This is a genomic window from Bradyrhizobium sp. BR 10289 (genome assembly GCF_019455385.1).
Classification (GTDB): domain Bacteria; phylum Pseudomonadota; class Alphaproteobacteria; order Rhizobiales; family Xanthobacteraceae; genus Bradyrhizobium.
In genome coordinates this window covers 358,841-385,289 of the sequence record NZ_JACOFR010000003.1, presented here as the reverse complement: position 1 = coordinate 385,289, position 26,449 = coordinate 358,841, and the positions used below count along the sequence as shown (strand labels likewise).

Below are 26,449 nucleotides of genomic sequence, written 5' to 3'. Positions count from 1 at the left end.
TATGGGTGGTGGTGGAGGCGGTGGCCCATTCGTGAATAGGACGCCCGAGCAACTTCGTCAGCAGGTGCGTGAAACCGAAGATCAGACTGCTATTAAGGTGTTCGAGACCGAACTCGGCGGTCTTCTAAATGAGCTTCTGGCGTCGGCAAACAGTAGAGATGTTGAAAAAGTCCGGAATCGTCTCGATGAAATAAAGGACGCCCTGGAGGGGCCGCTCGAAACAACAGTCGATTCCTTGTTTGGCGGCTCGGTAGCGAAGCATACATATGTTGACGGATTAAGCGATGTCGATTCTTTGCTCGTCCTCGACGACCCAGACCTGCAAAATTCAAGGCCATCGGAGGCGATTAAATCCGTTGCCGACATACTTTCGAGCGAACTCGGAGGCGGCGCAAAGGTGAGTTCGGGCAGGCTTGCCGTTACGGTGGCGTATCCGGACGGGCAGGAAATTCAGCTGCTACCAGCATTCAAGACGACAGAAGGACTAAAGGTTCCTTCTTTTATGAGAGACGGGTGGTCGGGCATATCGCCTGAAAAATTCCAGGCTGCATTAACAGCCAGGAATGAACAATGTGCAGGGAAGCTTGTCCCGACGATCAAATTGGCTAAGGCAGCTATCGGCACATTGCCAGAGCAACAACGACTGTCCGGTTATCACGTCGAGAGCTTGGCGATAGCTGCCTTCCGCAACTACGAGGGCCCCAAGACAACCGCTTCTATGCTCCCTGTCTTCTTCGAGAAGGCGCGCGACCTGGTGGCGTCGCCGATTCGGGATAGTACGGGGCAATCCGTCCATGTGGATGCCTATCTGGGCGACGCCGGCAGCCCTGAGAGGGTCGCCGCCGCGCACGTTTTGGGGCGCATCGCAAAGCGCATGCGAAATGCGAGTGCCCACATGTCGAGAGAGCAATGGGAGGCGCTATTCAGCACCAATGACGATTGAAACAGATATCGGTTCACGAGAAGAAGTCGAGCGAATACGGCGGGTTTCAGATCAGCTCTGCACCGCGCATGCCGCGCTGTCCGACAGATTCAGCCGGCGGGCTCTTCTACTTGATATCGTTGTTTTGGTCCTGTCGGCTTTGGTGACCGCGCTAGCTTTTGTTGACCCAAAGCTGCTCCGCCATGCCATGCCTGAGGCGGTCGATCCCGCAATCGTGGTGGGCTTTTTTGGCCTCGTGGTATTCTGTCTTACATTGATCCAGTCGAAGACCGATTGGCGTGGACGGGGAGAGGCACATAAACGCAGCTTCACGATGTACGCAGAAGTAAAGAGAGAAGCTGGCTATTTGCTTGCATCCTCCAGCGACATTCCTTCTCGCGAATTCCAGCGCCTTGCTGCTCGGTACGATATGGCGAGTGACGTTGGTAGCGGTGTGCCGGAATCGGAGTTTCTTCGTCTAAAGCAAAAGCATCTCACCAAGATAGAAATCAGCAAATTGCTCGACAAAAAACCGGGGGCGAGTATTTGGTTAACAAAATTGAAGCTGTTGATTCGCGACAATCGGCCATGGTCAACATAGAAGCCCGCCAATCTGAGCTCGTGGAGTATTACCTCGAAGCGAAGTCTTGGGTTGAAGGTTCACCATTTGTACAAGAGGTCGAGAGCCAAAAGCGGGTCGTAAGCGAGCGCTCGATCACCGAGACAGCCTTCCTTCGTGAGTACGCTTGGGTTGTCCTGAATTCAGGGTTTCGTGAGGCCGTAGTTAGGAAGCATTTCGACTATATCTCGCTTAGCTTCTGCGACTGGGAATCGGCCGGCGTGATTGCCGAAAACCGAGACGTTTGCGTCCGATGTGCCTCTTCGGTGTTTGGTCATCGAGGGAAGCTTCAGGCTATCGGCGAGACCGCTAGCTTGATCGCGAAGAATGGTTTCACGTGGCTGGAGGAACGCCTTGAGGCCGATGCGCTCTCCACCTTAGAGTCGCTGAGATACATAGGTGCCGTTACGAAGTGGCATTTGGCTAAGAACATTGGATTGGATGTTGCCAAGCCAGATCGCCATTTGGTTCGATTGGCAAGTCGGTTCGGTTACTCCGACGTCCACGTCATGTGCCGTGACATACACGAGCAGTGCGGCGATTTGGTTTCCATTGCAGACTTGATTCTTTGGCGCTTTGAGGAACGTGCCTCTGCTTTGAAGTCTCGAGGCAAGCTATTCGCAATTGATCGAACCTTTGCGGCGGTGTGATTCCAGCAAGCTCTCCGAGTTAGAGACTTGGTTTGTTGGGGCATCTGAGTGAGATTACGCCGCTGGATGGCGAAGCTGGGCGAGCTGCGTACGGCGAAAGCGCGTCGTTCTGACCGTCGTTGCTACGGTCAAGCCTTGCGGAGATGCTTTGGGGCTCGACCGGGCCGACGGGCATCGTCAATTCGCGAGGCGACGGAGGCCAGAAGGAACTCGGCTCCGGGGAGAGCGCGTATAAGCCGTCAACCCACTGCGCAGGGAAGGCCGAGTGATTGGCTACACCTGTATGCTGCTGTGCGGTTTCCTTGCGCTACATTTTCGCGCAGCGGACCGCGGGTGCCAGCCGGCACCTGGTCTTCCCTGCGCTCTCTTCACAGAGGAGCGCGAACGAGGAGAGCAAAACTCGGGCGTTTCAGGCCGCGAGAATGCCGCTTCATGTGCGATTGAACCCGAAAAATGGTGCTGCCAGACAGGATTGAACTGTCGACCTCTCCATTACCAATGGAGTGCTCTACCACTGAGCTACGGCAGCATGTGCTGGGATCAGAATCGGCCGCCACAAGGGCCTACCAAGCGGGCCGATATCTGCCACAAGCCCCCCGCCTGTGCAAGCTTGCTGGACCGGTCAAAACGAGAAAATCGGGGCGATATCGGGCCCAAAATGCCCCATTCGGCGCGAAACGGCCGGCTTTCTACGGATTTGGCTTGTGCTTATCCCCCGCCAACTGGCCAGTTGGCCGGACCTGCGGAAGAGGTCCATTTCGCGTTTCGCACGATCCGTTCACGCGGGCCTCTTGAGCTGCCGCATTCTCTGGGCATGTTATCGCGACCGCTGTATGGACCCGTGATGGCTGACGAGAACGACAAGGGCGCGAGAGGGGCGAGGTCGTCGCGAGACGACCGCCTGAAATCGGCGCTGCGCGAAAACCTCAAGCGGCGGAAGCTGCAGGCGCGCGAACGCGCCGCAAGCGCCGACCTCTCGCAGGATGACGATGGTTCCCAAGATCAGGGGACCGGCGATTGAAGACCGGCGATTGGAACTTCTGGAGTGAATGACGTGGCAATGGCGCAGGACGAACAGCAACGAACCGATAGTCAGGCGCAGCTGCCGCAGTTTACGCGCCCTGAGCAGACCTTTCCGACGTTGACACCCGCCGAGATCGAGCGGATGCGGAAATTCGGCGAGGTCCGCAGCTATGCCGATGGTGAACTCCTGTTCGAGACCGGCAAGCCGGGGCCCGGCATGTTCGTGGTGCTGAAGGGCCATGTCGCCATCACCCAGCGCGACGGTCTTGGCAACGTCACGCCGGTGATCGACCAGGGGCCGGGGCAGTTCCTGGCCGAGCTCAGCCAGCTCTCAGGACAGCCCGCGCTGGTCGACGGCCGGGCCGAGGGCGATGTCGAGACGCTGCTGCTGCCGCCGCATCGCCTGCGCGCGCTGCTGGTCGCCGAGGCCGATCTGGGCGAGCGCATCATGCGCGCGCTGATCCTGCGCCGGGTCAATCTGCTCCAGGGCGGCGTCGGCGGTCTGGTGCTGATCGGCCCTTCGCATTCGGCCGGCGTCGTCCGCTTGCAGGGCTTCCTCACCCGCAACGGCCAGCCGCATCATCTGCTCGATCCCGAGCGCGACCGCGACGCCGCCGAGGTCATCGCGCGCTATTCGCCCAAGCCGGAAGACTGGCCACTGGTCGTCGCGGCAAGCGGCGAGGTGCTGCGCAATCCCAGCGAAACCGAGGTGGCGCGCGCGATCGGCATGATCGGCGGCCCCCGCAACGATCGCATCTATGACGTCGCGATCGTCGGCTGCGGCCCGGCAGGGCTCGCTACCGCGGTGTATGCGGCGTCCGAAGGATTGTCGGTGGCCGTGCTCGATACCCGCGCCTTCGGCGGCCAGGCAGGCGCCAGCGCGCGCATCGAAAACTATCTGGGCTTTCCGACCGGTATTTCCGGCCTGGCCCTGACCGCGCGTGCGTTCAACCAGGCACAGAAATTCGGCGCCGACATCATGATCCCCGTCACGGTGAAATCGCTCGACTGCACGCGCAAGGACGGCGCGTTTGCGGTGGCGCTCGACGGCTGCGATCCCCTGCGTTCGCGCGCGGTGGTGGTCGCGAGCGGCGCGCGCTATCGCCGGCCCGAAATCGAGAATCTCGACAAGTTCGAAGGGCGCGGCGTCTGGTACTGGGCCTCGCCGGTCGAAGCGAAGCTGTGTGCCGGCGAAGAGGTGGCCCTCGTCGGTGCCGGCAATTCGGCAGGCCAGGCCGCCGTGTTCCTGTCGGGCCACGCCAAAAAGGTGCTGATGATCATCCGCGGCGGCGGCCTCGGGGCCAGCATGTCGCGCTATCTCATCGAGCGCATCGAAGCGACGCCGAACATCGAATTGATGTTCAACACCGAGATCACCGCGCTCGAAGGCGATGAGGCCTCGCTGCTGCGGCGGATCCGCTGGAAGAGCCGGCTGTCCGCCGATGAGGATTCCGCCGACATCAGGAATCTCTTTCTGTTCGTCGGCGCCGATCCCGCCACCAGCTGGCTCGACGGCTGCGGCGTCACGCTCGATCGTGGCGGCTTCGTCGTCACCGGCGCCCAGTCGGAGCAGAACCAGGGCAAACTCGTGGCTCCGCTGGAGACCTCGGTGCCCGGCGTCTACGCCGTCGGCGATGTCCGCTCCGGCTCCGTCAAGCGCGTCGGCGGCGCCATCGGCGAAGGCGCCCAGGTCGTCGCCGCCCTGCACGGTTATCTTGGCGACGCAGCCAAACCGGCGCTCTGAGCACGATCCGGATCCGAAGGGCCGCGTCAGCGCAAAGTGTGGAGCGGTTTTCCGGCGAGATCGTGCTCGAAAAAATAAGTCAAGGACAAGACAAGCAAATGGCAAGTCGAATCTGGCTTGCCATCTTGCGGTGTGATGCGTGACTATCGCCATGTCGCGAGGCCAATCGCACGCGGAAGAACAAGATTCAAACGGGAGGACTACATGGCTGAACTCGTCGTGCTCTACAAAACGCCCAAGGACACTGCCGCTTTCGACAAGCACTATGCCGAGACCCACATTCCGCTCGCCAAGAAGCTTCCCGGGCTGAAGAAATACGCCGTCAGCACTGGCCCGGTTGGCTCGCCCGCCGGACCGTCCGGAATCCACCTCGTCGCCATCCTCACCTTCGACAGCGTCGCCGACATCCAGAAGGCGTTCGGCAGCGAAGCAGGCAAGGCGGCCGCGGGCGACGTGCCGAAATTCGCCAGCGGCGGCGCCGACCTCCTGATCTTCGACACCAAGGAAGTGTGAGACCTGATTCAACGTTCGTCGAAAGCGCCTGAGCTCGTAGCCCGGATGGAGCGAAGCGCAATCCGGGACGGTGCCATCCACATGCGAGAACCCCGGATTTCGCTTCGCTCCATCCGGGCTACAAACTGCTCTCGTTTGGGACGCCGCTGCAAAAAATTCAGCCATGCGTTTGTCGATTCGCACGACGACGCGTGGCTGCACGCGAAGCTGTGACACGGGAGCATGTGGCAATCCGATGAGGACCGTAATACTAATCTGCTGATCTCAGCGTCGAGAACAGGAGAGATGACATGGTCCTTGGATTGAGCTTGCCTGCCTTCACACTGGTCCATGTCATCATCAGCCTGATCGGAATCGTTGCGGGCCTCGTCGTGATGTTCGGCCTGCTCGGCTCGAAGCCTATGCCGGGCCTCACCGCGATCTTCTTGGCTTTCACGATCCTCACCAGCGTCACCGGCTTCCTGTTTCCGTTCAAGGAATTGCTGCCCTCGCACATCATCGGCATCATCTCGCTGGTGCTGCTCGCGATCGCCTGCCTCGCGCTGTACGGCATGAAGCTGAAGGGCATCTGGCGTCCGGTCTACATCGTGACTGCGATGATCTCGCTCTACTTCAACTGCTTCGTGCTGGTGATCCAGTCGTTCCTGAAGGTGCCGGCGCTCGCCGCGCTCGCGCCTGCCATCCCGCCGAATCCTCCGGGAGGCCCTGTTTTCGCGGTGGTGCAGGGCATCGTGCTGGTGTTCTTCGTCGTGCTGACCATCGGCGCCTGGCGCCGCTACAGGCCGATGGCGTTTGCCTGATCGCACGTTTCCGGCCGGTGCGTGGCATCGACCTCGTGATATCGCACAACCATCTTCCGATCGCCGGCTCGCGGCATTGCGAGCCCCGGATTGATTCTCACTGAAGGAGCCATTCATGCCCACCATCACCACCAAGGACGGCGTCGAGATCTTCTACAAGGACTGGGGATCGGGCCAGCCGATCGTGTTCAGCCATGGCTGGCCGCTCTCGGCCGACGATTGGGACGCGCAGATGCTGTTCTTCGTCGCGAAAGGCTACCGCGTCATTGCCCATGACCGCCGCGGCCACGGCCGCTCGGCGCAAGTCGCCGACGGCCACGACATGGATCATTATGCCGACGATCTCGCGGCGGTGACCGCGCATCTCGATCTCAAGAACGCCATCCATGTCGGCCATTCCACCGGCGGCGGCGAAGTCGTGCACTACATCGCGCGCCACGGTGAGTCTCGCGTGGCGAAGGCCGCGATCCTCTCCGCCGTGCCGCCCTTGATGGTGAAGACCGAGGCCAATCCCGGCGGCCTGCCGAAGAGCGTGTTCGACGATTTGCAGAAGCAGCTCGCCGCCAGCCGTACGCAATTCTATCGCGACCTCCCGTCGGGCCCGTTCTACGGCTACAACCGCCCCGGCGCAAAACCGTCGGAAGCGGTGATCCAGAACTGGTGGCGCCAGGGCATGATGGGCGGCGCGAAGGCGCATTACGACGGCATCGTCGCGTTCTCGCAGACCGACTTCACCGAGGATCTCAAGAAGATCAACGTGCCCGTGCTGGTGATGCACGGCGACGACGACCAGATCGTGCCCTACGCCGATTCCGCCCCGCTCTCGGCCAAGCTGCTCAAGAAGGGCACGCTGAAGACCTACAAGGGTTTTCCCCACGGCATGCCGACCACGCACGCGGAAACCATCAACGCCGACCTGCTGGCGTTCTTCAAGGAGTGAGGACTGATTCTACCCTCCCTGCAGGGGAGGGTAGGCCAACTCACTTCAAGATCGCCCTGATTGCATCGAAGGTACGCTTCACGAACGCCTCCGGCTTCTCGCGTGCGCCTTCGCTCATCCAGCTCTCGCCGCCGACGCGCATCGCGCCGGTGGCGATCATCGCGACGAGTTGCGCCTTCAGGCGATCCGATTTGCGGCCTGAGCGCTGCGCAAGTCCTTCGGCGAGAGCCTGCTCCAGCTTTTCATATTTGAGCTGATCGCGCGCATGCAGCGCCGGGTTGTCGCGCTTCAGCCGCGACATCGCGGCGGCCTCGGCCGGATCGATCCGCTTGACTGCCGTCGCGATCGCATTCTCCGCCGCCGTCAGCATGGATTCATCCGCAGGCCGTGCCAGGATCTCGGCGACCAGTGCGCTGGCAGCGTCCTCCTGCCAGGCCGCGACCACGTCCTCTTTCGAGGCGAAATAATGAAAGAAGCTGCGGCGCGACATGTCCGCCTGGGCCGCGATGTCGTCGATTGTCGTGGCCTCGAAGCCGCGTTCCAGGAACAGCGCCATCGCCGCGCGCTTCAGCCGCTCGCGGGTCTGCTGCTGCTTGCGCGCGCGCAAGCCGGGCGCCGGGGATTTTCCCTCCGGCGCCAATGGCTTGGCAGCTTTCCCGGCAGGCTTCGAAATCTTCAAAATATTTCACCTCTTGCAAATTTGCACTCAGTGCACATTTAGACCTCTCGCGGGCGTTTTCCAGCCCCGAACGGAGACATGGCATGACCGACTGGACGACGGCAGACATCCCCTCTCTCGGCGGCAAGACCGCTGTCATCACCGGGGCCACGGGCGGCCTAGGCTATGAGACGGCGATGGCGCTGGCGGGCGCCGGCGCCTTTGTCATACTCACCGGGCGCAACGAGGCAAAGGGCCGGCGGGCGATCGAGGGCATTTGCCAGCGGTTTCCGAACGCGCTGATCGCCTATGAGCATCTCGACCTCGCCAGCCTTGCTTCCGTCGCCGATTTCACCCGGCGCTTTGCCGCTGGCAACGAGCAGCTCGACCTCCTCGTCAACAATGCCGGCGTGATGGCACTGCCGAAGCGGCAGCAGACCGAGGACGGCTTCGAAATGCAACTCGGCACCAATTATCTCGGCCATTACGCGCTGACGGCGCGCCTGTTGCCGCAGCTTCGGCGCGCCAGAGCTGCGCGCGTCGTCAATCTTTCCAGCCTTGCGCACCGCTCCGGCGCGATCAATTTCGATGATCTCCAGAGCAGGCACTCCTATCGTCCGTGGCGGGCCTATTGCCAATCCAAGTTGGCGATGCTGATGTTTTCCCTGGAATTGCAGCGGCGTAGCCTCGCCGCCGGCTGGGGAATGACGAGTCTTGCCGCCCATCCCGGCTTTGCGCGGACCGACCTCGTTGCGAACGGTCCGGGCGTCAATACGCTCCGGTGGCGGGTGGGCCGGTTGCTCCAGCCTTTGCTGAGCCAGTCCGCCGCCGATGGCGCGCTGCCAACCTTGCTGGCCGCGACCTCACCGGCCGTCGAGCCCGGCGGCTATTACGGTCCGAACGGCTTCTACGAGATGAAGGGACCACCCGTGCCGGCGAGGATCATGCCCCAGGCGAAGGATTTGGCAGCATCGGCGATGCTGTGGGATGTTTCCGCAACGCTGACGGGTGTATCTTTCGACGAGATCGCGGCCGCCGCATGAGCCGCGATCCGGGTGGGGACATCCCGATGCGAGTGATCATCTTCGGCGCGACCGGCATGGTCGGGCAGGGTGTTTTGCGCGAGTGCCTGATCGATCCCGGCATCGAGCGCGTGCTCGTGGTCGGCCGCAGCCCGACCGGCGTGCGCAACGCCAAGCTCACCGAGATCATCCACGGCGATTTCACGGACTATTCGGCGATCGAGCCGCAGCTCACAGGCTTCGACGCCTGCTTTTTCTGCCTCGGCGTGTCCTCGATCGGCATGAACGAGGAGCGCTACCGTCATCTCACCCACGACATCACGCTCGCGGCAGCGACGACGCTGGCGCGCCTCAATCCGCAGATGACCTTCACCTACGTCACCGGTGCCGGCACCGATTCCACCGAGCAGGGCGCGCGGATGTGGGCGCGGGTCAAGGGCAAGACCGAGAACGATCTGCTCAAGCTTCCGTTCAAGAGGGCCTACATGTTCCGGCCTGGCGCGATCCAGCCGCTGCACGGCATCCGTTCCAAGACCGCCTGGGTGCAGGCGGCCTACACCGCAACCTGGCCGCTCTGGTCGGTGCTGCGGCGGATCTCGCCGTCGCTCGTCACCTCGACCGAGCAGATGGGCCGCGCCATGATCCATGTCGCCCGGGCCGGCTACCCGAAGCAGGTGCTGGAGATGGAGGATATCAATAGCCTCTAATCCGCCAGCCGGTTACGTCCAGGGAAATTTCGGCGTAGCTACGCGTTGGGCCATGTTCGTCCCCGAGGAGTGCCGGTGATGTCTCCCCAGCTCAAAATGATCGCGCTCGACGCCGACGATCTCGCGGTGATCTCGACCCATGTGCAGGACGCCCGCGTCCAGCCGGCCGACATCATCTGGCGGCAGAGCGAGAAGCGCCTGGTGGTCGGCATGAGCCGGCTGGACTGGGAGCAGACGCTGGATGGCCAGGCCGAGCCGCGCCGGCTGGTGGCCGCGCTCCGCTTCGACCGCGTGCTCGCCTGCAAATCGCGCAACATCGATCTGGCCGCACCGGGCGAGGTTCTGGACCTCGTCGGCATCGAGTTTCATCCCCAGGACGGCCGCCAGGAGGAGCCCGGCGGCAGCGCCTTGCTATTGTTCGCCCAGGGCGGCGCCATCCGCCTTGATGTCGAGTGCCTCGAGTGCGAGCTGACCGATCTCGGGACGGACGAGCTGGGGGCGGCAATCGACGTGGAGGGGTGAGGTCGCCGGTATACCAGTGAAACCGGCTCAGGCCTCCGCTGGAACGGCACCCCGCGAGGGTTGACGCAGCTTCCCCGCCGCGCCATTGAGCAGGGGGCCCGCGTGAGCCAATGCGCCCCAAAGACCAGCCGGAAGCCAAGCCAAAATGCCCGTTCGTCTCGACCGCAGCAGCGCCGATTTTGACCAGCGATTCGCGGCCTTCCTCGCCGCCAAGCGTGAGGTCTCGGCCGACGTCGAGGCCGCCGCGCGCGCCATCGTCGATGATGTGGCCGCGCGGGGCGATGCCGCCCTGCTCGAGGCCACCGCAAAGTTCGACCGGCTCAAGCTGGATGCATCGTCCTTGCGCATCACTGCCGCCGAGATCGAGACCGCGTTAAGAGCCTGCGATGCCGCGACGCTGGACGCGCTCAAGCTCGCGCGCGATCGCATCGAGGTTTATCACCGCCGCCAATTGCCGAAGGACGAGCGCTTCACCGATCCGCTCGGCGTCGAGCTCGGCTGGCGCTACACCGCGATCGAATCCGCCGGCCTCTACGTGCCCGGCGGCACTGCGGCCTATCCGTCCTCGGTCCTGATGAACGCCGTGCCCGCCAAGGTCGCCGGCGTCTCGCGCCTCGTGATGGTGGTGCCCTCGCCCGACGGCAAGCTCAACCCGCTGGTGCTGGCGGCAGCCCATCTCGGCGGCGTCACCGAGATCTACCGCGTCGGCGGTGCGCAGGCGGTGGCCGCGCTCGCGCACGGCACCGCGACGATCGCGCCCGTGGCAAAAATCGTCGGACCCGGCAATGCCTATGTCGCCGCCGCAAAGCGCCTGGTGTTCGGCAAGGTCGGCATCGACATGATCGCGGGCCCCTCGGAGGTGCTGGTCATCGCCGACGACACCGGCAATGCCGACTGGATCGCCGCTGATCTCCTCGCGCAAGCCGAGCACGATGCCAGCGCGCAGTCGATCCTGATCACGGATTCGGCACGGCTTGCCGCCGATGTCGAAAAGGCCGTCGAGGCGCAGCTGAAGACGCTGCCGCGCGCTGCGATCGCCGGCACGTCGTGGGCCGATTTCGGCGCCATCATCATGGTGAAGAACCTCAGCGATGCCATTCCGCTCGCGGATGCGATCGCCGCCGAGCATCTCGAGATCATGACCACCGCCCCCGATACGCTCGCCGCGAAGATCCGTAACGCCGGCGCCGTCTTCCTCGGCGCGCATACGCCCGAAGCGATCGGCGACTATGTCGGCGGCTCCAACCACGTGCTGCCGACGGCGCGCTCGGCGCGGTTCTCCTCAGGGTTAGGGGTTGCCGATTTCATGAAGCGCACCTCGATCCTGAAATGCGGTCCGGACCAGCTGCGTGCGCTGGGCCCGGCCGCGATGACGCTCGGACAAGCGGAGGGGCTGGACGCCCATTCGCGCTCGATTGGATTGCGCCTCAATCTGTCATGACAACGCCGCCCGAACAGGACGACTCGCAGAACCGTATCGTCGCAGTCACGCTCGACGAGGACTCGATCGGCCGTTCGGGGCCCGACATCGAGCATGAGCGCGCGATCGCGATCTACGATCTGATCGAGCAGAACCTGTTCGCGCCGGAGGGCGCAGAAGGGAAGGGGCCGTTCACGCTGCATATCGGCATCACCGGCAGCCGGCTGATGTTCGACATCCGCCGCGAGGACGGCACGCCGGTGGTCGCGCATCTGCTCTCGCTGACGCCGTTCCGGCGGATCGTGAAGGACTATTTCATGATCTGCGACAGCTACTACCAGGCGATCCGCACCGCGACGCCTGACAAGATCGAGGCCATCGACATGGGCCGCCGCGGCATCCATGACGAGGGATCGCGCACGCTGCAGGAGCGGCTGAAGGGCAAGGTGCGGGTCGATTTCGAGACCTCGCGCCGGCTGTTCACGCTCATTACCGTCCTTCATTGGAAGGGCTAAACGCGCATGATCCCGAAAAGTGGGAACCGGTTTTCGGATCGGATCATGCGCAAAAACAAAAGAGCGTAAGCGATGGCTGCGCCCCCACGCGCACGCGATCCGCAATCGGTGCTGTTCGCCTGCGCCATGAACAGCGTGCGCTCGCCGATGGCCGAGAGCCTGCTGCGGCACATGTTTCCGCAAGGGCTCTACGTGAAGTCGGCCGGTGCCAGGAAGGGCGACCTCGATCCCTTCGCGGTCGCCGTGATGGACGAACTGGGGCAGGACATCTCCACCCACAAGCCGCAGACCTTCGAGGAGCTGGAGGACTGGGAGGGGCTGAATTTTGATCTCATCATCACGCTCTCGCCGGAAGCGCATCACAAGGCGCTGGAACTGACCCGCACGCTCGCCGCCGACGTCGAGTACTGGCCGACGCAGGATCCCACCACCATCGAAGGCAGCCGCGACCAGAAGCTCGCCGCCTATCGCGAAGTCTGCGACCAGCTCTTGATGCGCATCCGCCGGCGCTTCGCGAAGGCGGGGGCTGCGAGCGGTTAGCCGTAACACCCGCGTCACAGATCGCGGGCACAGCCATGTCGGGGGCCTTGAATCAGCAAAGTCGGGGTTCCGGGTTGTGAAATCAGCCCCCTTCCGATAGGTTCCGCGCGCAATTCACCCCCTGCTTCATCCCCCAAATCACCTGATGCTCGGCCGCCCCAAATTCGTACTTGCCTCCGGTTCGCCGCGGCGCCTGTCGCTGCTCAACCAGGCCGGCATCGAGCCGGACGCGCTCCGTCCGGCCGACGTCGACGAGACGCCGAAGCGGGGCGAGCTGCCGCGCGCCTGCGCCAATCGCCTCGCGCGGGCCAAGGCCGATGCGGCGCTCAAATCGGTACAGCTGGACGACGAGCTGCGCGGGGCCTTCATCCTCTCGGCTGACACGGTCGTGGCGGTCGGCCGCCGCATCCTGCCCAAGGCCAATCTGGTCGACGAAGCCGCGCAGTGCCTGCGACTGCTGTCGGGCCGCAACCACCGCGTCTACACCGCCATCACCCTGGTGACGCCGCGCGAGGCCTTCCGCCAGCGCCTCGTCGAGACCCGCGTCCGCTTCAAGCGCCTCTCGGAGGACGACATCCAGGCCTATATCGGCTCCGGCGAATGGCGCGGCAAAGCCGGCGGCTATGCCGTGCAGGGCATTGCCGGCTCGTTCGTGGTGAAGATGGTGGGGTCCTACACCAACGTGGTCGGCCTGCCGCTCTACGAGACCACGACGCTGCTCGGCGGCGAAGGCTTTCCGATCCGCTTCGGCTGGCTCAACGCCACCGCGGTGTGAGCGCCAACTCAAACCTCGAAAACAACCCCATGCACAGTAGAATGGGCCGTTCCGAGCCCGGCGAGGAAGCACGCGCCGTTGTCCCGGGAACCCGTTCACCGACAGGCTCTTGAACCCCGTCACCCCTTGTAAGCTGCCGACATCATGGACAACCAGGTCAACAAGCCCGCAGGATCGCTCAAGACCTGCCCGATCTGCGGCAAGCCGCAGGCGCAGGCCACCCGCCCGTTCTGCTCCTCGCGCTGCCGCGACGTCGATCTGAACCGCTGGCTGAAGGGCAGCTACGTCATCCCCGGCCGCGACGACGAGGTGGATGACGTAGAATAAATAAGAAATTTCAACTGCTTGCGGCTTGAAATGCCGCGCCCGGCGCCAACCCCGGCAAGCCCACCCCATCTTGTACACAGCCGGGCCGCGCCCGGCGAAGCCACTTGGCGAAGCCGGGTGGACAGGCAGCCCCGAGCCCACTATAAACCGCCCGCTCGATGGGCCTTGGTCCTTCGCACAGCAAGCCCAGGTAGCTCAGTTGGTAGAGCATGCGACTGAAAATCGCAGTGTCGGTGGTTCGATTCCGCCCCTGGGCACCATTTCCTCAGCAAATTTGCGAACCGGGCCCGGCCAAGAGTGGCCCTGCTATCGTCGTTCGAGCCGTTGACGCGCGAGATCGACAAGCACGTGCCTGTGCGCAGTTCACCGCGGAGGATCCGGCTCGGAGACACGTCCAATATCGGATGAGGTCAGAACGACAACCTCTCCCGTCTCCAGACCGCCCAGCACCTCGACGCCAGTTTCGGTGGTTGCTCCTAAGACGACGGGCCGGTCGAACTCTCGGCCCGATCCTGGCTCACGGATTCTGACCATTGGCTTCACGCGGGTACCGCCTACGGCTTCGATGGGAACGACCAGCGCCTTTGCATTCGCCATCAGCTCCATCGTCATCCGGGCCGACATGCCCAGCCGCACCATATCGCGCCGCGCCGCTTCGACCGATATGGCCGCGCGGACTTCGAACGAGGGAGCCGGATTTCCGGCCTGGTCGGCATTCGCTTCGGCGCTCACGCCGACGATGCGTCCTGCGATCTCGCCGGAGAAGGCATCGCTGGTGATCGCGGCAGGTTGGCCGACATGGAGGCGATTGACGTCGACCTCGTCGATCTTGCCGACCACAACGAGCGTCGAAAGATCGGCGACGGAAAACAAGGCCTGCCCGCGGCTGACCCGGCTTCCGGGCTCGGTCGAGAGAGACCCCTGAGTGCTGGGTGCCGTCGCCGGCGGGCGGACCAGGATGCCTGACGAGGGGGCGAGCACTATGCTGCCATCGAGTTGTTGTTTCAGGTCCGCCAGTCTGGCCTGTGCGTTCGTCATTTCCAGATCCGCCAGCTGGCGGTATTCGGCGTTGCCACGTGCGAGCGTGGTTTGCAGGTCCAGGCGGCTGCTGGCGGCTGCGATCCGTTGTGCATCCCGCTGTTGCATCAGCCCATCGAATTCGTTGCGCGAGACGATCCCGCGATCGAACAGGGCCTTGATCTCGGTCACCTGGCGTTCGAGGACTGCCAGCGTGGCGTCTGCGGCCTCGACTGCCCGCTTGGCGCGCGTGACCTCCGGGCTGGTCTCCCAATGAAGCAGGACGTCGAGCGCCATGCTGGCCTTGAGCAGGGATCCCTGAGCGTCGCGAAAACGGCTTTGCACTTCCCCGGGGTCCATGATGAGAACCGTGTCACCCGCAGCGACACGATCGCCCAGCTGCACCTTGCGCTCGAGTATGGGGCCGTCGAACGGCGCCACAATCGGGACCGTCTTTCCGGCTCTCAAGGTACCGGTCAGGGTCAGGCGTGAAACGACCGCGCTCGGTGCAACCGTGAAGGTGCGGGCCGTTGTCGGCCCGGACGCGCTCCGCGGCGGCGAGACGGCGTTTTGCCAGCACCACGCGGTCAGGCTCAATGCGACAATGGCGAGTAGGGCAGCTGCGATCGTCACGCGTCTGATTCGTCGCGGGACAGGTCCGGCCACGCGCGTACGCTCCGGGCGATCCGTCTCCTCGGCGTCGGGCGTCTCGGCGTTCACGGTCAGTCTTTCAACGCGATTCGCCATGTCTCCAGCGTCGTCCCCAATTGGATATCCAGAAGCGTGAGCGCGTTGAGATAGCCGATCATGGCGCCGAGCCGCTGGCTCTCCGCCGACCTCAGATCGTTCTCCAGCCCACGCACCTGGAAATTGGCCGAGCGGCCGGCCTTCAATTTCTCCTTCTCGATCTCCACGGCTCGGGCAGCCAGATGGCGGGCGCGACGTGCCACTTCGAGCTGCCGCCAGCGGATGTCCACATCCGTCACTGAACCGCGCACCTGGAGCTCCAGGCCCTGGCGGATGCTGGCAAGCTGCAACTCCGACGTCTGCAATGTCGAGGTCGCCTGCACGAAAGGTTGCTCGCGGCGCAGATCGTTGAGCGGAACGCTGAACGACGCGCCGACCGTCACGTCGGAGATCCGTTCGGAAACGAGAGCGCCACCGCCTGTGGTCGTCTCGCGCCCGAACCGGCCGCTTGCGAAGACCGACAGGTCCCACAACCGTTCATTCTGGGCGACGACAATGCCCAACTTGTTTTGCTCGACGACGAGAACCTGCCCGAGATAATCCGGGCGCTGGGCCAGCGCGATCTGCATCAGCCGCGACAGGTTCGTCGCGATCCTCGCCGGATCGGTGCTCTCCCTGGCCACGATCGCGGCACCGAGGTCGATGGACAGAAGGTTCAGCAATTGCAGCCGCGCCGAATCCAGCGTCTTCGTCGCCTCGAGCACGCGAATGCGTTGGTTCTCGAGGTCGGCCTCGGTCTGCACGATATCGACTTCGGCCATGCGTCCGGCGGTGATGAGGGTGCGGTTGATGTCGAGGAGCTCCTCCGCGCGCCCGACCGATGCCTGTGCCAGCTTCAGCTCCTCCTGGGCCTGCAGAAGTGCACGATAGGCGAAGATGACCTGGCCGACGGTCTCTGAGACCGTCGCCTTCAGCCGCAGTCGGTTGATCTTCTCCGTCAGGCGGGCGGCCCGCACCGGCGCCATGTTGACGTCGACGCCGCCTCCGCGCAGCAGAGGCTGCGACAATGTCAGCTCCGCCGTGGAGCTGCGTGTGACGATGCCGGCTGTATCGGTCATGTGGTTCGCCCAGGCCAGGCCGAACGTTGCTCCCGTCGGCAGCAGGGCAATGGCGGTCGGCGTGATCTCGGCACTCGTCGTGTTGATGCCGGCAACCTGCTGACGGGTCGCGCCTCCGTTGATCGAGAAATGCGGCGTGAAGCGGTCCTCGACCACCCTCAGATCGAACTTCTGCGCGATCCTGTCGATATAGGCGCTGCGGATCGTCCTGTTGTCGCGCAGCGCAATCGCGATCGCATCGGCAACGGTGAGTGAAATGCCGGCTGGCCTGGCTACCTCCGTGTCGGCTGTGGCGGCCGGCTGCGCCAGGGCTGCGGATGGACGTGCCGCGCGCTTGGCTTTGACTGCGGTTTTTGAGGCTGGCTCCTGCGCCGCTGCGCCGACAAGCGGGACGGCCGCTCCGATCAGCAGCGCGAACCCAATTCCAAGCCGGTGCTTCCGCCGCGCGCCCATCTAGTCCGACCTCAAGGCGACAATCGGATCGAGCCGGGCGGCGCGCGCCGCGGGATAGCTTCCGAAGAACAGGCCGACCACGAGCGCCATGCCGGCCCCCAGCGGCAATGCGACAGGCGCCATAGCGAAGGTCCAGCCGGACGATCGGGCGAAGAGCCAGCCGGTCAGCGTCCCCAGCACCGTGCCGATCGCCGAGCCGGCCGCCGAGAGCAGCAGGGCTTCGATCAGGAACATCACGCGGATATCGTGGCGACGTGCACCGATCGCCAGCCTGATGCCGATCTCCCGCCGCCGCTCCATCACGCTCATCAGCATCACGTTCATCACGCCGACGCCGCCCACCACCAGCGAGACCGTCCCGATCGCCAGCAGCAGGAGGCCGTAGATGCGCATCTGCTGATCGAGGGTCGCGATCAGCTGTCGCGCGGTCTGCACGCTCACGCCGCCGCCGCGCATGCGCGCGCCGAAATATTCGGAGATCTTCTCCGAGACGATCGTATCGTCGTTCGCGATGTCGATCCGTGCCGCGACATTGGTGATTTGAGGGGACGGGATCAGGCGGCGTGCGGCCGCATAGGGAATGACGACGGATCGGTCGAGATCGAGGCCGAGGACCATATTGGAGTAGACGCTGGCGAGGATGCCGATGACGGTCATGACCTGGCCGTCGAGTGAAATCTGGTCGCCGATCCTGACGGGCCTGCCGGTGCTCGCCGCGATGTCTTTGGTGAGAACGGCCCCGAGCACTGCGAACGGCGCAAACCCGTCGAGATCGGATGTCCGTCGACCAGTCGCGATCTCGGCCTTGGCGAGCGAATAGATACCGTCCGTTGCGGCGACGAGGTTGGCCTGAAGCGAGGAGCGGCCGATCCTGACGGACGTGCCCGTGAGGATGAAGGGAGCCGCGGCGATGACGCCAACCCCGACAGCGGCGACATCACGAGTGGCGTCGAGGGGGATCACGGCATTTTTCATTCCGTCGGATCTCGGGGTGACGTTCACGAGGTCGATGCCGAGCACGTCGAATTGCTGCATCGTCTCCTTGCGGGCATTATAGCCGATGTGAAGCATCGCGATCACGGCGGCTGTCCCGATCGCGATGCCGACCAGGGCAAGGACGGTGCGCCCCGTGAGGGCCTGCAAGTTCGAAGCCGCATCGAAAGCGAGTTCGCGCAGAACCATGCGATCGCCGCTCATGCCGTCGCTCCGACGCAGCGGAGCTCGCCTCTGTTGTCGTCGACGACGCCGCCGTCGCGCATGACGATGCGCCGGGGGCAACGCGCCGCGAGCGAGGAATCATGAGTCACGATCACCATGGTGACCCCGGACTCCCGGTTCTGGGACAGGAACAGGCCGAGGATGTCGTCGGCGGATTGGCTGTCGAGATTGCCGGTGGGCTCGTCCGCGAGAAGCAACGCAGGCTCGCCGACGAGAGCCCGGGCGATCGCCACCCGCTGGCGCTGCCCTCCGGAGAGTTCATCGGGGCGGTGCGCCAGACGATCCGCAAGGCCGACACGATCGAGAGCGGCGGCGGCAGCCTGTCGGCGCCGCGCGCCCGCGACGCCGCGATACAGCAGCGGCAACGCCACATTGTCGAGTGCGGACAGGCGCGGCAGCAGATGGAACGACTGGAAGACAAAGCCGATGTGCCGGTTGCGCAGCCGGGCCGCGTCGTCCTCGCGCAGGCTTGCGACGGATGTTCCGTTCAGATGAATCTCGCCGCTGTCGGGCCGGTCGAGCAGCCCCATCAGGTTCATCAACGTCGTCTTGCCCGAGCCCGACGCGCCTGTCAGCGCGCACATGTCTCCGGCGTTGATCAATAGCGAGACGTTCCTCAGCACGGGCGCGCCGCCCGCAACTCCGGCGTAGCTCTTGCTGACGCGGGCAATGCTCAGCATTCCGCGCGAACTCGGTGACGATAGGGCTGCGAACCGCGGTGAAGTCCTTGAACCAATGAACGCCTTCGATCGTCCGAACGATTGAGCAGGCCGGCCAAATGATCGCGATGTTGCAGCACCACGGGTGAGCCGCGCCGCTGCATCATTGCTAGTTTGTTGGGATTGTCCGGCATGGGCGTCTCGTGCCTACGAGACACCCACGGGGGGCAGCATCTCTAGTTCATGGTGGTGACGTTAAAGACGTAGGTGCACGTCTTGGGGTCCTCAGTGACAAGGGCCCATTGGCAGACCGGACTGGTGCCAGTCCCGTTACCCTTAGAAAAGGTGATGCTCTTGCCCTCACATCCTGGTCCCGGAAATGTGCTGTTCGGTCCGTAGGCGCTAACCACGAGCTGACACGACTTCCTCGTGAGACCGTCCATATAGTAGAATCGCGTGCTCATGGTGCGAATGTACTGGGTGCTCGCGGCCGTGTGCGTGAGCACTCCGGTCGTGCCGTTGTTGATGTCATGCGGGATAGTGCAAGTGCCGCCGTTGCAGGCGTTGTATGCCGCTGTAAAGTCACGCCCCATGCCGAAGCCGGTGCTGTTGGTCCAGTTGACGGTAATGGTGTCGTTGGCGTGGGCCGTCGTTGCGAAGGCTGCGACGGCGACAAGGGCGGGCAGGATGGAGCGCAGGATATTTTTCACAGTGTCTTCTCCGCTGACAGAACTGGAGAGCTGCGAGCCGCAGCATCCGGCGGAGATCTAAAGCGATCATGCGTGTGTATCACAATCTGAGATAATAAAACTTGACACGCTCGCCTTGGACATTTCGACAATTTCTATGTCGCGCGCGGCACGCGTGGCTCTCGAAGAGAGAGCGAGCGTGCGTCGCGCGTCAGGCCTCGATGATGTCGAGGCTGACGGCCCTGGCGATCGACTGCATAAGAGTCGCGCATTCCAGCTTTGTGCGTGCGCCCTGCAGATAGAGGCGGACGGCCGTCGGCGACAGATGCAGGTCGGCGGCGATCTGCTTCGGGCTGAAGCCGCGCGCGGCGAGCTGAAGAGTCTCCCGCTCACGCGCGGAGAGCGATCGTCCGAGCTCCTGTGGTCGCAAGCCTGCTAGCCGCACGGCCTGATCGTGAATGAAGTGGGCGATGATCAGAAAATCCCGCATATAGGTCATCCGCCGGCTGGCCCAGGTGTCGGTGGTGACGTTCGAGGCGATCGACAGACGTGCGTGCTCGCTGGCCGGCCCCCGGATCGGGATCGTCATGCCGCGAAAACCGGTCTTGCGAAAGAACGTGCGTGCATCCTGTGTCTCCGGGGCGGCCTCGCCCCAGTCGACCGGCAGGAAGCCGCTTCGGCCGTTTTGAAAGACAGAGCCTGCCTGAAGGACGTCATGCTTGAGATATTGCTGCGCCAGGTCATCGTCGGATGAGAGCAGCATCAGCGGGGTGAGCGTGTTGGTCTCGGGTCGGCGCGCAGCTTGGTATGCTAGAAGTGTGAGGCCATAGTCATTCGAAATCCGAGTCAGCACGAGATTCAGTTCATCGAGAGTCGTCGTGCTCGTGATGTTTGCGAGGGTTCCTTCGATCGGCGGAAACATTTGCGTTCCCCAGTCTTGGCGAGTCGTGAGTTGGCCGGGCGGCGAGTGTTCCCGGTTGGGTTGTGGTAGTGTCGGGAGCTGGTGCGAGGCCGTTGCGGCAGCGTCGGATCTGCGGATTGCTGCGCTGAGGACGAGCTCCGATTGATTTCAATCCATTTCATTCACGAATTTCCGCCGCGCGATGGTTCGCAGCTTGTGTGGGATCTTCGGGGCGCGTCATTTGGACGCGCTGGACAGAGCTATCTCGGGGTTCAGCCCCGCCATTTAACAGTCGATTCACCATTGGGGGCTGGCTTGCAATTTCGCAGATTGCGCGGGCTTGACCGGAACCGTTAGCCTGCGAGCACTGATTCGGCTTCGCGCCCTGAGGTTGATCAGCCGTGAGTGCGACTGGGAGCCCTGTCTACGGCGACATGGCATCCTTATCGATGCATCCGCTCCGGCCGGTCGAGCCGACGAACGCGGGGCTGCTGTTGCGACGACTGGCATGAAGCCAGCCCCTGCTTGTGACCCGGCAATGATTGGCGGACGTCCAGGTAACACAGACCAGGAGGCCTAAATGGTTGCCATCAATTCCGTCGGCGCGACCGCGCTCACCATCCTGAAAGCCGCCAGCGCTCAGACGGCGACAGAGCCCGAAGCAAGTCCGATCGGCATCATCCCTCATGTTAACGCCGTGTCGTCTCGCCTGGCGCCGGGCGTGTCCGACGCGCTGCTGAAGATCGACGCGCTCATCAACGGAAAGGACGCGCTCGTTAACGCAAAGACAGCGGCGGCGAACGCAGGGAAGTCTGCTGGCAGGGTAATCGCTCGCGACGGCTATGTCGAATCGCCCATGATGAAGCTCTCCGAGCTTCCGGCGGATCAGGCTGAATACGTGAAGAGGTTCGGCGCGGATGCGGCGGTACGCATTGATCCCGTCGAAGTGAGCCGGGCGGACTTCGAGCGCATGGTCCTGCAGCACGCGATGGAGAGCTGGAAGGATCTGCCGGGCTTCAATGAAGCGCTCGCCAACGGAACGTTGAAGATCCAGCGGGCAAGCGACGTGCCCGAAATCGGCTACGAGTCGTTTCAGTACGATCTCTATAGCGGCGGAAACTATTTCGGCGGCGTAGGCTGGAGCGGCATCAACAACAAGAAGCTCTACTTCGAGATCCAGGCGCAAGGCATTAGTCAGGCCTTCGGGTCGATCCGGGGGCAGGAGTTCTACGTGACCTGGCCGGACGCGAGCTTAGCGAAACCTTCCTAAGGGCCCTCGGACCAACGTCATCGCACCCTGTCGGTTCATCCGTTCCGACCTCGTAGGAACTGATGAACGTGCGACTTCTATCGTGACGACTGGCATGAGGCCAGCCCCCTGCTTGTGACCCGGCAATGATTGGCGGACGTCCAGGTAACACAGACCAGGAGGCCATATGGTTGCCATCAATTCCGTCGGCGCGACAGCGCTCACCATCCTGAAAGCCGCCAGCGCTCAGACGGCTGCCAAGTCCGAAGCAAGTCCCGTCAGCGTCGTCCCTCATGTCAACGCTCTATCGTCTCGCCTGGCGCCGGGCGTGGCTGACGCGCTGCTGAAGATCAACGCGCTCATCAACGGAAAGGCTGCCGCGGCGAAGGGAGGGAGCTCTGCTGGCGATGCACTCACTCTCGCTCGTGCGCGCGAAGGCCTTGTCGAATCGCCCATGATGAAGCTCTCCGAGCTTCCGGCGGATCAGGCCCGATATCTGAAGGGGTTTGGAGCGGATGCGGTCGTGCGCGTTGACGGCGTCGCGGTGAGCGATGCGGACTTCAAGCAAATGGTTCTCCAGTACGGTATGGAGGCCTGGACCGATGAGCCGGGCTTCAACGAGGCGCTTGCCAACGGAACGTTGAAGATACAGCGCGCAAGCGACGTGCCCGAACTCGGCTACAAGTCAAATCTGTACGATCTCTATAGCGGCGGAAACCTCCTAGGCAGCGTAAGCTTCGGTAGCAGTACCTTCAACAAGAAGCTCTACCTCGAGATCCAGGCGCAAGGCATTCGTCAGGCGACCGGGTCGATCAATGGGCAAGATTATTACGTAACTTGGCCGGACGCGAGCTTGGCGAAATCTTCGTAAAGGCTCCGGACCAACGCCATCGCGCCCTTGTCGGTTCATCCGTTTCGACTCCGTCGGAACTGATGAACGTGCGGCTGCGATCGTGACGACTGGCATGAAGCCAGCCCCCTGCTTGTGACCCGGCAATGATTGGCGGACGTCCAGGTAACACAGACCAGGAGGCCTAAATGGTTGCCATCAATTCCGTCGGAGCGACAGCGCTCACCGACCTGAAAGCCGCGAGCGCTCAGACGGCCACCGAACCTGATGCAGGTCCCGTCAGCGTGACCCCTCATGTCAAGGGTCTGTCCTAGCGCCTGGCGCCTGGCCCGCGCCGTTTGCCGTGACGAGGCCCTCACCTCGCTGCGGCAACCAGGCCCTCGAGTTCGTGGCGAACGCTGTCCACGACGCTCGCCCAGTCGCCGCTGCTGGGTTGCCTGAACAGCCTCATGGACGAATACCACGCGCTATCGTTGCGGTTCAGCAGCCAGCGCCAATCCGGGGTGAAAGGCAACATCGTCCAGACGGGAGCGCCGAGAGCGCCGGCAAGGTGAACGACGCTGGTGTCGACCGAGATCACCAGATCGAGGCATGACACCAGCGCCGCCGTGTCGGTGAAATCCTTGATCTGGTCCGTCAGGTCGATGATGTCGGGACGTTCGCCGAGGAAGGCACGGTCCTGATCCCGAACGCCCTTCTGCAGGCTGACGAACTGGACGTCGCAATCCAGCAGAGGAGCAAGCGTGCGCAGGGCCATCGAACGGTTGTGGTCGTTCTTGTGATCCGGATTCCCCGACCAGACGAGACCGACACGGAGGCGATTGCGGGGGCCAAGCTGGTCTTCAAGCCGATCGTCAAGCCGGTCTTGCCAAGCCTTTACGCACGCCGCCGGAGGCGCAGCAAGGTACCGCTCCGCGAACGGGATCGTATCGAGCCTGGTCCCGAACGCCAATGGCAGAGCGCCAAGAGGACAGTGCAGGTCGAACGCAGGCAAATTCGCAGACGGTCGGCCGATACAATTTGCGACGCCGGTGATGCCCGCCAAAATCTGCCGGATCGGAGAGTGAACCTCGAGGATGACCCGCGCTCCGAGTGCGGCCACCATGGGCACATAGCGCGCGAACTGAATGGCATCGCCCAATCCCTCGTCGGCGTGAAGCAAGATGGTCTTGCCTTCGATCGGCTGGTCACCACGCCAAAGCGGTTGGGAAAAGCCGCGATCGGCATGGCCGAGAGACGATACGTTCCAACGGGCCTCGCGTCCCGACCAGCCCCGCGCGAAGTCTCCGGTCAGCAGCTGAAGCAGCGCGAGATTCCAGATCGTCCGCGCATCGTTCGGGTCGAGCGCCAGGGATCTGTGAAAGGCCGCGAAGGCCTCGTCCAGCAATTGCAGGCGCGACAATGCCACCGCCTTGTTGGAAAGCGCCGAGGCAAAATCCGGTCGAAGTTCGAGCGCCCGATCGATGCTCGCAAGTGCCTGCTCCATCCGGTCCAATCTCGAATGAAGCGCGCCGAGGTTGTTGTGCGTCTCCGCCAGGCTGGAGTCCAGCGCAATAGACCTTTCGTAGTCGACCTGCGCTTCCTCGAACCGGCCCGCCTCCTGGAGGCAAACGCCGCGCATTTGATACAACGCTGCGGACTCCGGATCGAGTTTCACGGCGGCATTGAAGGACTCCAGAGCTTCCGCATGCCGGCCGAGTTCGAGCAGCAGCAGCGCGACATTGCGGGTCGTGTCCGCATTATCAGGGTCGATTGCCAGCGATTGGCGGAAGACCACGAGAGCTTCACCCCGCAATTGCAGGGTCCACAAGGCGCGCGCCTTTTCGTCGAGCGCTGCGGAAAAGTTCGGACGAAGTTCGAGCGCGCGATCGAGGCTCGCCAAGGCCTGCTCGATGCGGCCAAGCCTTGAATGAAGCGCGCCGAGGTTTTTGTGCGTCTCCGCCTCGCGAGGGTTCAGCGCGATGGACCTCTCGAAGTCGGCCTGCGCTTCCGCGAACCGATCGAGCCGCTGGAGGCAAAGGCCGCGCGTCTGATACAGGGCTGCGACATTCGGATTGATCCGGTCGAATGCGTTGAAGCACTCCAGGGCTTCGGCGTAGCGGCCGAGATCAAACAGTAACTTGCCCCGTTTCGCAGCCTCAAGGCTTCGTTTCACGGCCTCTAGATCTTGCGGTGCGACCCTTTGGGACTGTTTGGCCGCCGCGCGGCGCTCCTGGCGATTCATAGGCTGACCGGAAAAAAATGGACGACGTCAGATGGCTCGCCGTTTCTCAGTCGCGCGAAACGGAGGCGTCCATCGCATCTGCCTCTCGTTCCCTCAGTTCACATTCAGTCCGTGCCGGCGGAGTCCACCGAGCGCGGCCGTCGCATCCCGTTGGCTGGTTTATCGTGCGAAGCTGGCGCGAGACTGACGCCGGCCACGGCGCCGAAGCGCCGGCGCGGCCGCCGATGCCCGGCTTGCCGCCGCACATCGGGCAGATTTCCCAACACACCGCGGGCAGGGCTCGTTGGACTGCGCTTGCCCGCTCTGGTCCAATCCGGCCGAACGGTTTTCTTGCCGGTCACGTGATGCGTTTGCGCTTCGGCCAGCGAGGCAGCATGGAAGTCGTGAACGGCGCCCGGATCGAGGGGCCCGCTCCAATAACGAGGGTCGCAGCGATGAGCGCGCGCTTGCGCACGGACGCCCTCAGAGCAGCAATCCTTGCTGCCGGGCTTTTCACCATGACCCCATTGCTTGCGGGAGATCGTCGCTATGATCAGGGCGCAAGCGATACCGAGATCAAGATCGGCCAGACGATGCCCTTTAGTGGTCCGCTCTCGGCATCTTCCGTGATCGGCAAGGTGCAGTCCGCCTATTTCCGCATGATCAACGATCGTGGCGGCGTCAATGGACGCAAGATCAATTTGATCTCCTACGATGATGCGGCAACGCCGTCCAAGACCGTCGAGCAGGTCCGCAAGCTGATCGAGAGCGACGAGGTGTTGTTCACATTCGAAACGCTCGGCAATGCCTCGAACATCGCAGTTCAGAAATACCTCAATGACCGCAAGATCCCGCAACTCTTCGTAGCCGGGCGGTCGACGCGTTTCGAGGATCCGGTCAATTTCCCATGGACGATGGGCTTTGCGCCCAATCTGCGCACGGAGATCCGCGTCTACGCGCGCTTCATCCTGGACAATTATCCGAATGCCAGAATCGGCCTGCTCTATCAGAACGATGAAAGCGGCAGGGACTATCTGGCCGGGTTGAAGGACGCGCTCGGCGCAAGGGCGGGCGAGCTCATCGTCGGCGAAGCGTCGTACGATGTGTCGGACCCGACCGTCGATTCGCAGGTCGTGCGCCTCAAGGCGGCCGGTGTCGACGTGCTCATCGACATGGCGGCCTCGAAATTCGCCGCCCAGGTCATCAGAAAGACGGCAGAACTCGGTTGGAAGCCCGTTCACCTCCTTGGCGTCGGATCGTCCTCGATCGATGCGGTCCTGATTCCCGCGGGTATCGAGAACGCAAAGGGCATTATCTCGGCGAGCTCGTTCAAGGAGGCTACGGACCCGACCTGGCGTGACGACGAAGGCATGAAGCGGTGGAGCGCCTTCATGGACGGCTATTATCCGGGAGGCGACCGGAAAAGCATCTTCGCGGTCTACGGCTATAGCGCCGCCGAGCTGCTGGTCCAGGTCTTGAAGCAATGCGGCGACGATCTCTCGCGCGAGAACGTCATGAAGCAAGCCGCGAGCCTGAAAGGCGTGCAACTTGATCTGCTGCTTCCGGGGCTCTCCATCAACACCAGCCCGACCGATTATCGCGTGGTCAAGGAGTTCCGAATGATGCGTTTCACGGGCGAACGATGGGAGGCGTTCGGGCCGATGGTCACCGATTGATCCGGTGCGGCCATTCGCGCCTTGCAGGACCG

Annotated in this window: 28 protein-coding genes and 2 tRNA genes; 20 read left to right on the top strand and 10 right to left on the bottom strand. The window is 63.2% G+C overall.

The window, feature by feature from the left end:
- Position 1 precedes the first annotated feature (1 nt).
- The 3 genes from HYH08_RS08440 to HYH08_RS08430 are packed head-to-tail and all read left to right on the top strand — an operon-like array spanning position 2 to position 2,191.
- Positions 2-943 (top strand): CBASS oligonucleotide cyclase, encoded by a 942-nt coding sequence (locus tag HYH08_RS08440; RefSeq protein ID WP_220009300.1) that lies wholly within the window; start codon positions 2-4, stop codon positions 941-943.
- Positions 933-1,523, top strand: coding sequence for a hypothetical protein (locus HYH08_RS08435; RefSeq protein ID WP_220009299.1), 591 nt, complete (start codon positions 933-935; stop codon positions 1,521-1,523). Before HYH08_RS08440 ends, HYH08_RS08435 begins: the two co-directional genes overlap by 11 nt.
- Positions 1,511-2,191, top strand: coding sequence for a hypothetical protein (locus HYH08_RS08430; protein ID WP_220009298.1), 681 nt, complete (start codon positions 1,511-1,513; stop codon positions 2,189-2,191). Before HYH08_RS08435 ends, HYH08_RS08430 begins: the two co-directional genes overlap by 13 nt.
- 454 nt (positions 2,192-2,645) lie before the next feature.
- Here HYH08_RS08430 and HYH08_RS08425 read toward each other — a convergent pair.
- Positions 2,646-2,720: transfer RNA gene (locus HYH08_RS08425), tRNA-Thr, on the bottom strand.
- Positions 2,721-3,035: 315 nt separating this feature from the next.
- Here HYH08_RS08425 and HYH08_RS08420 point away from each other — a divergent pair.
- From HYH08_RS08420 to HYH08_RS08400, 5 genes are all read left to right on the top strand, one after another.
- On the top strand, positions 3,036-3,212 hold the full coding sequence (locus HYH08_RS08420) for a hypothetical protein (protein WP_220009297.1): 177 nt from the start codon (positions 3,036-3,038) through the stop codon (positions 3,210-3,212).
- Between the two features lie 39 nt (positions 3,213-3,251).
- Positions 3,252-4,958: an FAD-dependent oxidoreductase gene (locus tag HYH08_RS08415; RefSeq protein WP_220009398.1), complete on the top strand. Its 1,707-nt coding sequence runs from the start codon at positions 3,252-3,254 to the stop codon at positions 4,956-4,958.
- A gap of 204 nt (positions 4,959-5,162) precedes the next feature.
- Positions 5,163-5,471, top strand: coding sequence for an EthD family reductase (locus HYH08_RS08410; RefSeq protein ID WP_220009296.1), 309 nt, complete (start codon positions 5,163-5,165; stop codon positions 5,469-5,471).
- 290 nt (positions 5,472-5,761) lie between these two features.
- Positions 5,762-6,271 (top strand): hypothetical protein, encoded by a 510-nt coding sequence (locus HYH08_RS08405; RefSeq protein WP_220009295.1) that lies wholly within the window; start codon positions 5,762-5,764, stop codon positions 6,269-6,271.
- 115 nt (positions 6,272-6,386) lie between these two features.
- A complete protein-coding gene (locus HYH08_RS08400) occupies positions 6,387-7,211 on the top strand; it encodes an alpha/beta fold hydrolase (protein ID WP_220009294.1) in 825 nt (274 codons plus the stop codon).
- A 40-nt stretch (positions 7,212-7,251) separates the two neighbouring features.
- On the opposite strand, the gene HYH08_RS08395 is transcribed toward HYH08_RS08400, so the two are convergent.
- Positions 7,252-7,890, bottom strand: a complete 639-nt coding sequence (locus HYH08_RS08395) for a TetR/AcrR family transcriptional regulator (protein ID WP_220009293.1) — start codon at positions 7,888-7,890, stop codon at positions 7,252-7,254.
- Positions 7,891-7,973: 83 nt separating this feature from the next.
- Here HYH08_RS08395 and HYH08_RS08390 point away from each other — a divergent pair, with 83 nt between their 5' ends.
- The 9 genes from HYH08_RS08390 (at position 7,974) to HYH08_RS08350 (ending at position 13,957) form a co-directional block, all read left to right on the top strand.
- Entirely contained in the window at positions 7,974-8,912 is a 939-nt protein-coding gene (locus HYH08_RS08390) for an SDR family oxidoreductase (protein WP_220009292.1), read from the top strand.
- 26 nt (positions 8,913-8,938) lie between these two features.
- Positions 8,939-9,598, top strand: coding sequence for an NAD(P)H-binding protein (locus tag HYH08_RS08385; protein WP_220009291.1), 660 nt, complete (start codon positions 8,939-8,941; stop codon positions 9,596-9,598).
- Positions 9,599-9,676: 78 nt separating this feature from the next.
- A complete protein-coding gene (locus tag HYH08_RS08380; protein WP_220009290.1) occupies positions 9,677-10,120 on the top strand; it encodes a DUF2948 family protein in 444 nt (147 codons plus the stop codon).
- Between the two features lie 145 nt (positions 10,121-10,265).
- Entirely contained in the window at positions 10,266-11,561 is a 1,296-nt protein-coding gene (hisD, locus tag HYH08_RS08375; protein ID WP_220009289.1) for a histidinol dehydrogenase, read from the top strand.
- On the top strand, positions 11,558-12,055 hold the full coding sequence (locus HYH08_RS08370) for a UPF0262 family protein (protein ID WP_220009288.1): 498 nt from the start codon (positions 11,558-11,560) through the stop codon (positions 12,053-12,055). Before hisD ends, HYH08_RS08370 begins: the two co-directional genes overlap by 4 nt.
- A 72-nt stretch (positions 12,056-12,127) precedes the next feature.
- On the top strand, positions 12,128-12,595 hold the full coding sequence (locus HYH08_RS08365; protein WP_220009287.1) for an arsenate-mycothiol transferase ArsC: 468 nt from the start codon (positions 12,128-12,130) through the stop codon (positions 12,593-12,595).
- 145 nt (positions 12,596-12,740) lie between these two features.
- Complete coding sequence (locus tag HYH08_RS08360; RefSeq protein WP_007597557.1) at positions 12,741-13,370, top strand: Maf-like protein; 630 nt, start codon at positions 12,741-12,743, stop codon at positions 13,368-13,370.
- Positions 13,371-13,514: 144 nt separating this feature from the next.
- Entirely contained in the window at positions 13,515-13,697 is a 183-nt protein-coding gene (yacG, locus tag HYH08_RS08355) for a DNA gyrase inhibitor YacG (RefSeq protein WP_220009286.1), read from the top strand.
- 184 nt (positions 13,698-13,881) lie between these two features.
- Positions 13,882-13,957: transfer RNA gene (locus HYH08_RS08350), tRNA-Phe, on the top strand.
- Positions 13,958-14,060: 103 nt separating this feature from the next.
- Here HYH08_RS08350 and HYH08_RS08345 read toward each other — a convergent pair.
- The 7 genes from HYH08_RS08345 to HYH08_RS08315 all read right to left on the bottom strand — a co-directional run bounded on the left by HYH08_RS08345 (position 14,061) and on the right by HYH08_RS08315 (position 20,460).
- Positions 14,061-15,461: an efflux RND transporter periplasmic adaptor subunit gene (locus HYH08_RS08345; protein ID WP_220009285.1), complete on the bottom strand. Its 1,401-nt coding sequence runs from the start codon at positions 15,459-15,461 to the stop codon at positions 14,061-14,063.
- Positions 15,437-16,972, bottom strand: coding sequence for a TolC family protein (locus HYH08_RS08340; protein WP_220009284.1), 1,536 nt, complete (start codon positions 16,970-16,972; stop codon positions 15,437-15,439). The genes HYH08_RS08345 and HYH08_RS08340 overlap by 25 nt, the downstream gene beginning before the upstream one ends.
- On the bottom strand, positions 16,973-18,169 hold the full coding sequence (locus tag HYH08_RS08335) for an ABC transporter permease (RefSeq protein WP_220009283.1): 1,197 nt from the start codon (positions 18,167-18,169) through the stop codon (positions 16,973-16,975).
- Entirely contained in the window at positions 18,166-18,870 is a 705-nt protein-coding gene (locus HYH08_RS08330; RefSeq protein WP_220009282.1) for an ABC transporter ATP-binding protein, read from the bottom strand. Before HYH08_RS08330 ends, HYH08_RS08335 begins: the two co-directional genes overlap by 4 nt.
- The gene (locus tag HYH08_RS08325) at positions 18,864-19,043 is read right to left on the bottom strand and encodes a hypothetical protein (protein ID WP_220009281.1); all 180 of its coding nucleotides are present in this window, start codon (positions 19,041-19,043) and stop codon (positions 18,864-18,866) included. Before HYH08_RS08325 ends, HYH08_RS08330 begins: the two co-directional genes overlap by 7 nt.
- Positions 19,044-19,085: 42 nt before the next feature.
- On the bottom strand, positions 19,086-19,559 hold the full coding sequence (locus tag HYH08_RS08320) for a hypothetical protein (protein WP_220009280.1): 474 nt from the start codon (positions 19,557-19,559) through the stop codon (positions 19,086-19,088).
- Positions 19,560-19,749: 190 nt separating this feature from the next.
- Positions 19,750-20,460 (bottom strand): helix-turn-helix transcriptional regulator, encoded by a 711-nt coding sequence (locus HYH08_RS08315; RefSeq protein WP_228747633.1) that lies wholly within the window; start codon positions 20,458-20,460, stop codon positions 19,750-19,752.
- Between the two features lie 559 nt (positions 20,461-21,019).
- Here HYH08_RS08315 and HYH08_RS08310 point away from each other — a divergent pair.
- Together HYH08_RS08310 and HYH08_RS08305 are read left to right on the top strand one after the other, a co-directional pair.
- Positions 21,020-21,709, top strand: a complete 690-nt coding sequence (locus HYH08_RS08310) for a hypothetical protein (protein WP_220009278.1) — start codon at positions 21,020-21,022, stop codon at positions 21,707-21,709.
- Positions 21,710-21,875: 166 nt separating this feature from the next.
- Positions 21,876-22,559, top strand: a complete 684-nt coding sequence (locus HYH08_RS08305) for a hypothetical protein (RefSeq protein ID WP_220009277.1) — start codon at positions 21,876-21,878, stop codon at positions 22,557-22,559.
- A gap of 334 nt (positions 22,560-22,893) precedes the next feature.
- On the opposite strand, the gene HYH08_RS08300 is transcribed toward HYH08_RS08305, so the two are convergent.
- Positions 22,894-24,762 (bottom strand): tetratricopeptide repeat protein, encoded by a 1,869-nt coding sequence (locus HYH08_RS08300; RefSeq protein ID WP_220009276.1) that lies wholly within the window; start codon positions 24,760-24,762, stop codon positions 22,894-22,896.
- A gap of 497 nt (positions 24,763-25,259) precedes the next feature.
- Between HYH08_RS08300 and HYH08_RS08295 the strand changes: the two genes are divergently transcribed.
- Positions 25,260-26,417: an ABC transporter substrate-binding protein gene (locus tag HYH08_RS08295; RefSeq protein WP_228747631.1), complete on the top strand. Its 1,158-nt coding sequence runs from the start codon at positions 25,260-25,262 to the stop codon at positions 26,415-26,417.
- Positions 26,418-26,449: the final 32 nt, after the last annotated feature.

What these genes read in the sequence shown, in the direction of transcription:
- HYH08_RS08440 (WP_220009300.1), top strand. Translation starts at nt 2, where the DNA reads ATGGGTGGTGGTGGAGGCGGTGGCCCATTCGTGAATAGGACGCCCGAG.
- HYH08_RS08435 (WP_220009299.1), top strand. Translation starts at nt 933, where the DNA reads ATGACGATTGAAACAGATATCGGTTCACGAGAAGAAGTCGAGCGAATA.
- HYH08_RS08430 (WP_220009298.1), top strand. Translation starts at nt 1,511, where the DNA reads ATGGTCAACATAGAAGCCCGCCAATCTGAGCTCGTGGAGTATTACCTC.
- HYH08_RS08420 (WP_220009297.1), top strand. Translation starts at nt 3,036, where the DNA reads ATGGCTGACGAGAACGACAAGGGCGCGAGAGGGGCGAGGTCGTCGCGA.
- HYH08_RS08415 (WP_220009398.1), top strand. Translation starts at nt 3,252, where the DNA reads ATGGCGCAGGACGAACAGCAACGAACCGATAGTCAGGCGCAGCTGCCG.
- HYH08_RS08410 (WP_220009296.1), top strand. Translation starts at nt 5,163, where the DNA reads ATGGCTGAACTCGTCGTGCTCTACAAAACGCCCAAGGACACTGCCGCT.
- HYH08_RS08405 (WP_220009295.1), top strand. Translation starts at nt 5,762, where the DNA reads ATGGTCCTTGGATTGAGCTTGCCTGCCTTCACACTGGTCCATGTCATC.
- HYH08_RS08400 (WP_220009294.1), top strand. Translation starts at nt 6,387, where the DNA reads ATGCCCACCATCACCACCAAGGACGGCGTCGAGATCTTCTACAAGGAC.
- HYH08_RS08390 (WP_220009292.1), top strand. Translation starts at nt 7,974, where the DNA reads ATGACCGACTGGACGACGGCAGACATCCCCTCTCTCGGCGGCAAGACC.
- HYH08_RS08385 (WP_220009291.1), top strand. Translation starts at nt 8,939, where the DNA reads ATGCGAGTGATCATCTTCGGCGCGACCGGCATGGTCGGGCAGGGTGTT.
- HYH08_RS08380 (WP_220009290.1), top strand. Translation starts at nt 9,677, where the DNA reads ATGTCTCCCCAGCTCAAAATGATCGCGCTCGACGCCGACGATCTCGCG.
- hisD (WP_220009289.1), top strand. Translation starts at nt 10,266, where the DNA reads ATGCCCGTTCGTCTCGACCGCAGCAGCGCCGATTTTGACCAGCGATTC.
- HYH08_RS08370 (WP_220009288.1), top strand. Translation starts at nt 11,558, where the DNA reads ATGACAACGCCGCCCGAACAGGACGACTCGCAGAACCGTATCGTCGCA.
- HYH08_RS08365 (WP_220009287.1), top strand. Translation starts at nt 12,128, where the DNA reads ATGGCTGCGCCCCCACGCGCACGCGATCCGCAATCGGTGCTGTTCGCC.
- HYH08_RS08360 (WP_007597557.1), top strand. Translation starts at nt 12,741, where the DNA reads ATGCTCGGCCGCCCCAAATTCGTACTTGCCTCCGGTTCGCCGCGGCGC.
- yacG (WP_220009286.1), top strand. Translation starts at nt 13,515, where the DNA reads ATGGACAACCAGGTCAACAAGCCCGCAGGATCGCTCAAGACCTGCCCG.
- HYH08_RS08345 (WP_220009285.1), bottom strand. Translation starts at nt 15,461, where the DNA reads ATGGCGAATCGCGTTGAAAGACTGACCGTGAACGCCGAGACGCCCGAC.
- HYH08_RS08340 (WP_220009284.1), bottom strand. Translation starts at nt 16,972, where the DNA reads ATGGGCGCGCGGCGGAAGCACCGGCTTGGAATTGGGTTCGCGCTGCTG.
- HYH08_RS08335 (WP_220009283.1), bottom strand. Translation starts at nt 18,169, where the DNA reads ATGAGCGGCGATCGCATGGTTCTGCGCGAACTCGCTTTCGATGCGGCT.
- HYH08_RS08330 (WP_220009282.1), bottom strand. Translation starts at nt 18,870, where the DNA reads ATGCTGAGCATTGCCCGCGTCAGCAAGAGCTACGCCGGAGTTGCGGGC.
- HYH08_RS08325 (WP_220009281.1), bottom strand. Translation starts at nt 19,043, where the DNA reads ATGCCGGACAATCCCAACAAACTAGCAATGATGCAGCGGCGCGGCTCA.
- HYH08_RS08315 (WP_228747633.1), bottom strand. Translation starts at nt 20,460, where the DNA reads ATGTTTCCGCCGATCGAAGGAACCCTCGCAAACATCACGAGCACGACG.
- HYH08_RS08310 (WP_220009278.1), top strand. Translation starts at nt 21,020, where the DNA reads ATGGTTGCCATCAATTCCGTCGGCGCGACCGCGCTCACCATCCTGAAA.
- HYH08_RS08305 (WP_220009277.1), top strand. Translation starts at nt 21,876, where the DNA reads ATGGTTGCCATCAATTCCGTCGGCGCGACAGCGCTCACCATCCTGAAA.
- HYH08_RS08300 (WP_220009276.1), bottom strand. Translation starts at nt 24,762, where the DNA reads ATGAATCGCCAGGAGCGCCGCGCGGCGGCCAAACAGTCCCAAAGGGTC.
- HYH08_RS08295 (WP_228747631.1), top strand. Translation starts at nt 25,260, where the DNA reads ATGACCCCATTGCTTGCGGGAGATCGTCGCTATGATCAGGGCGCAAGC.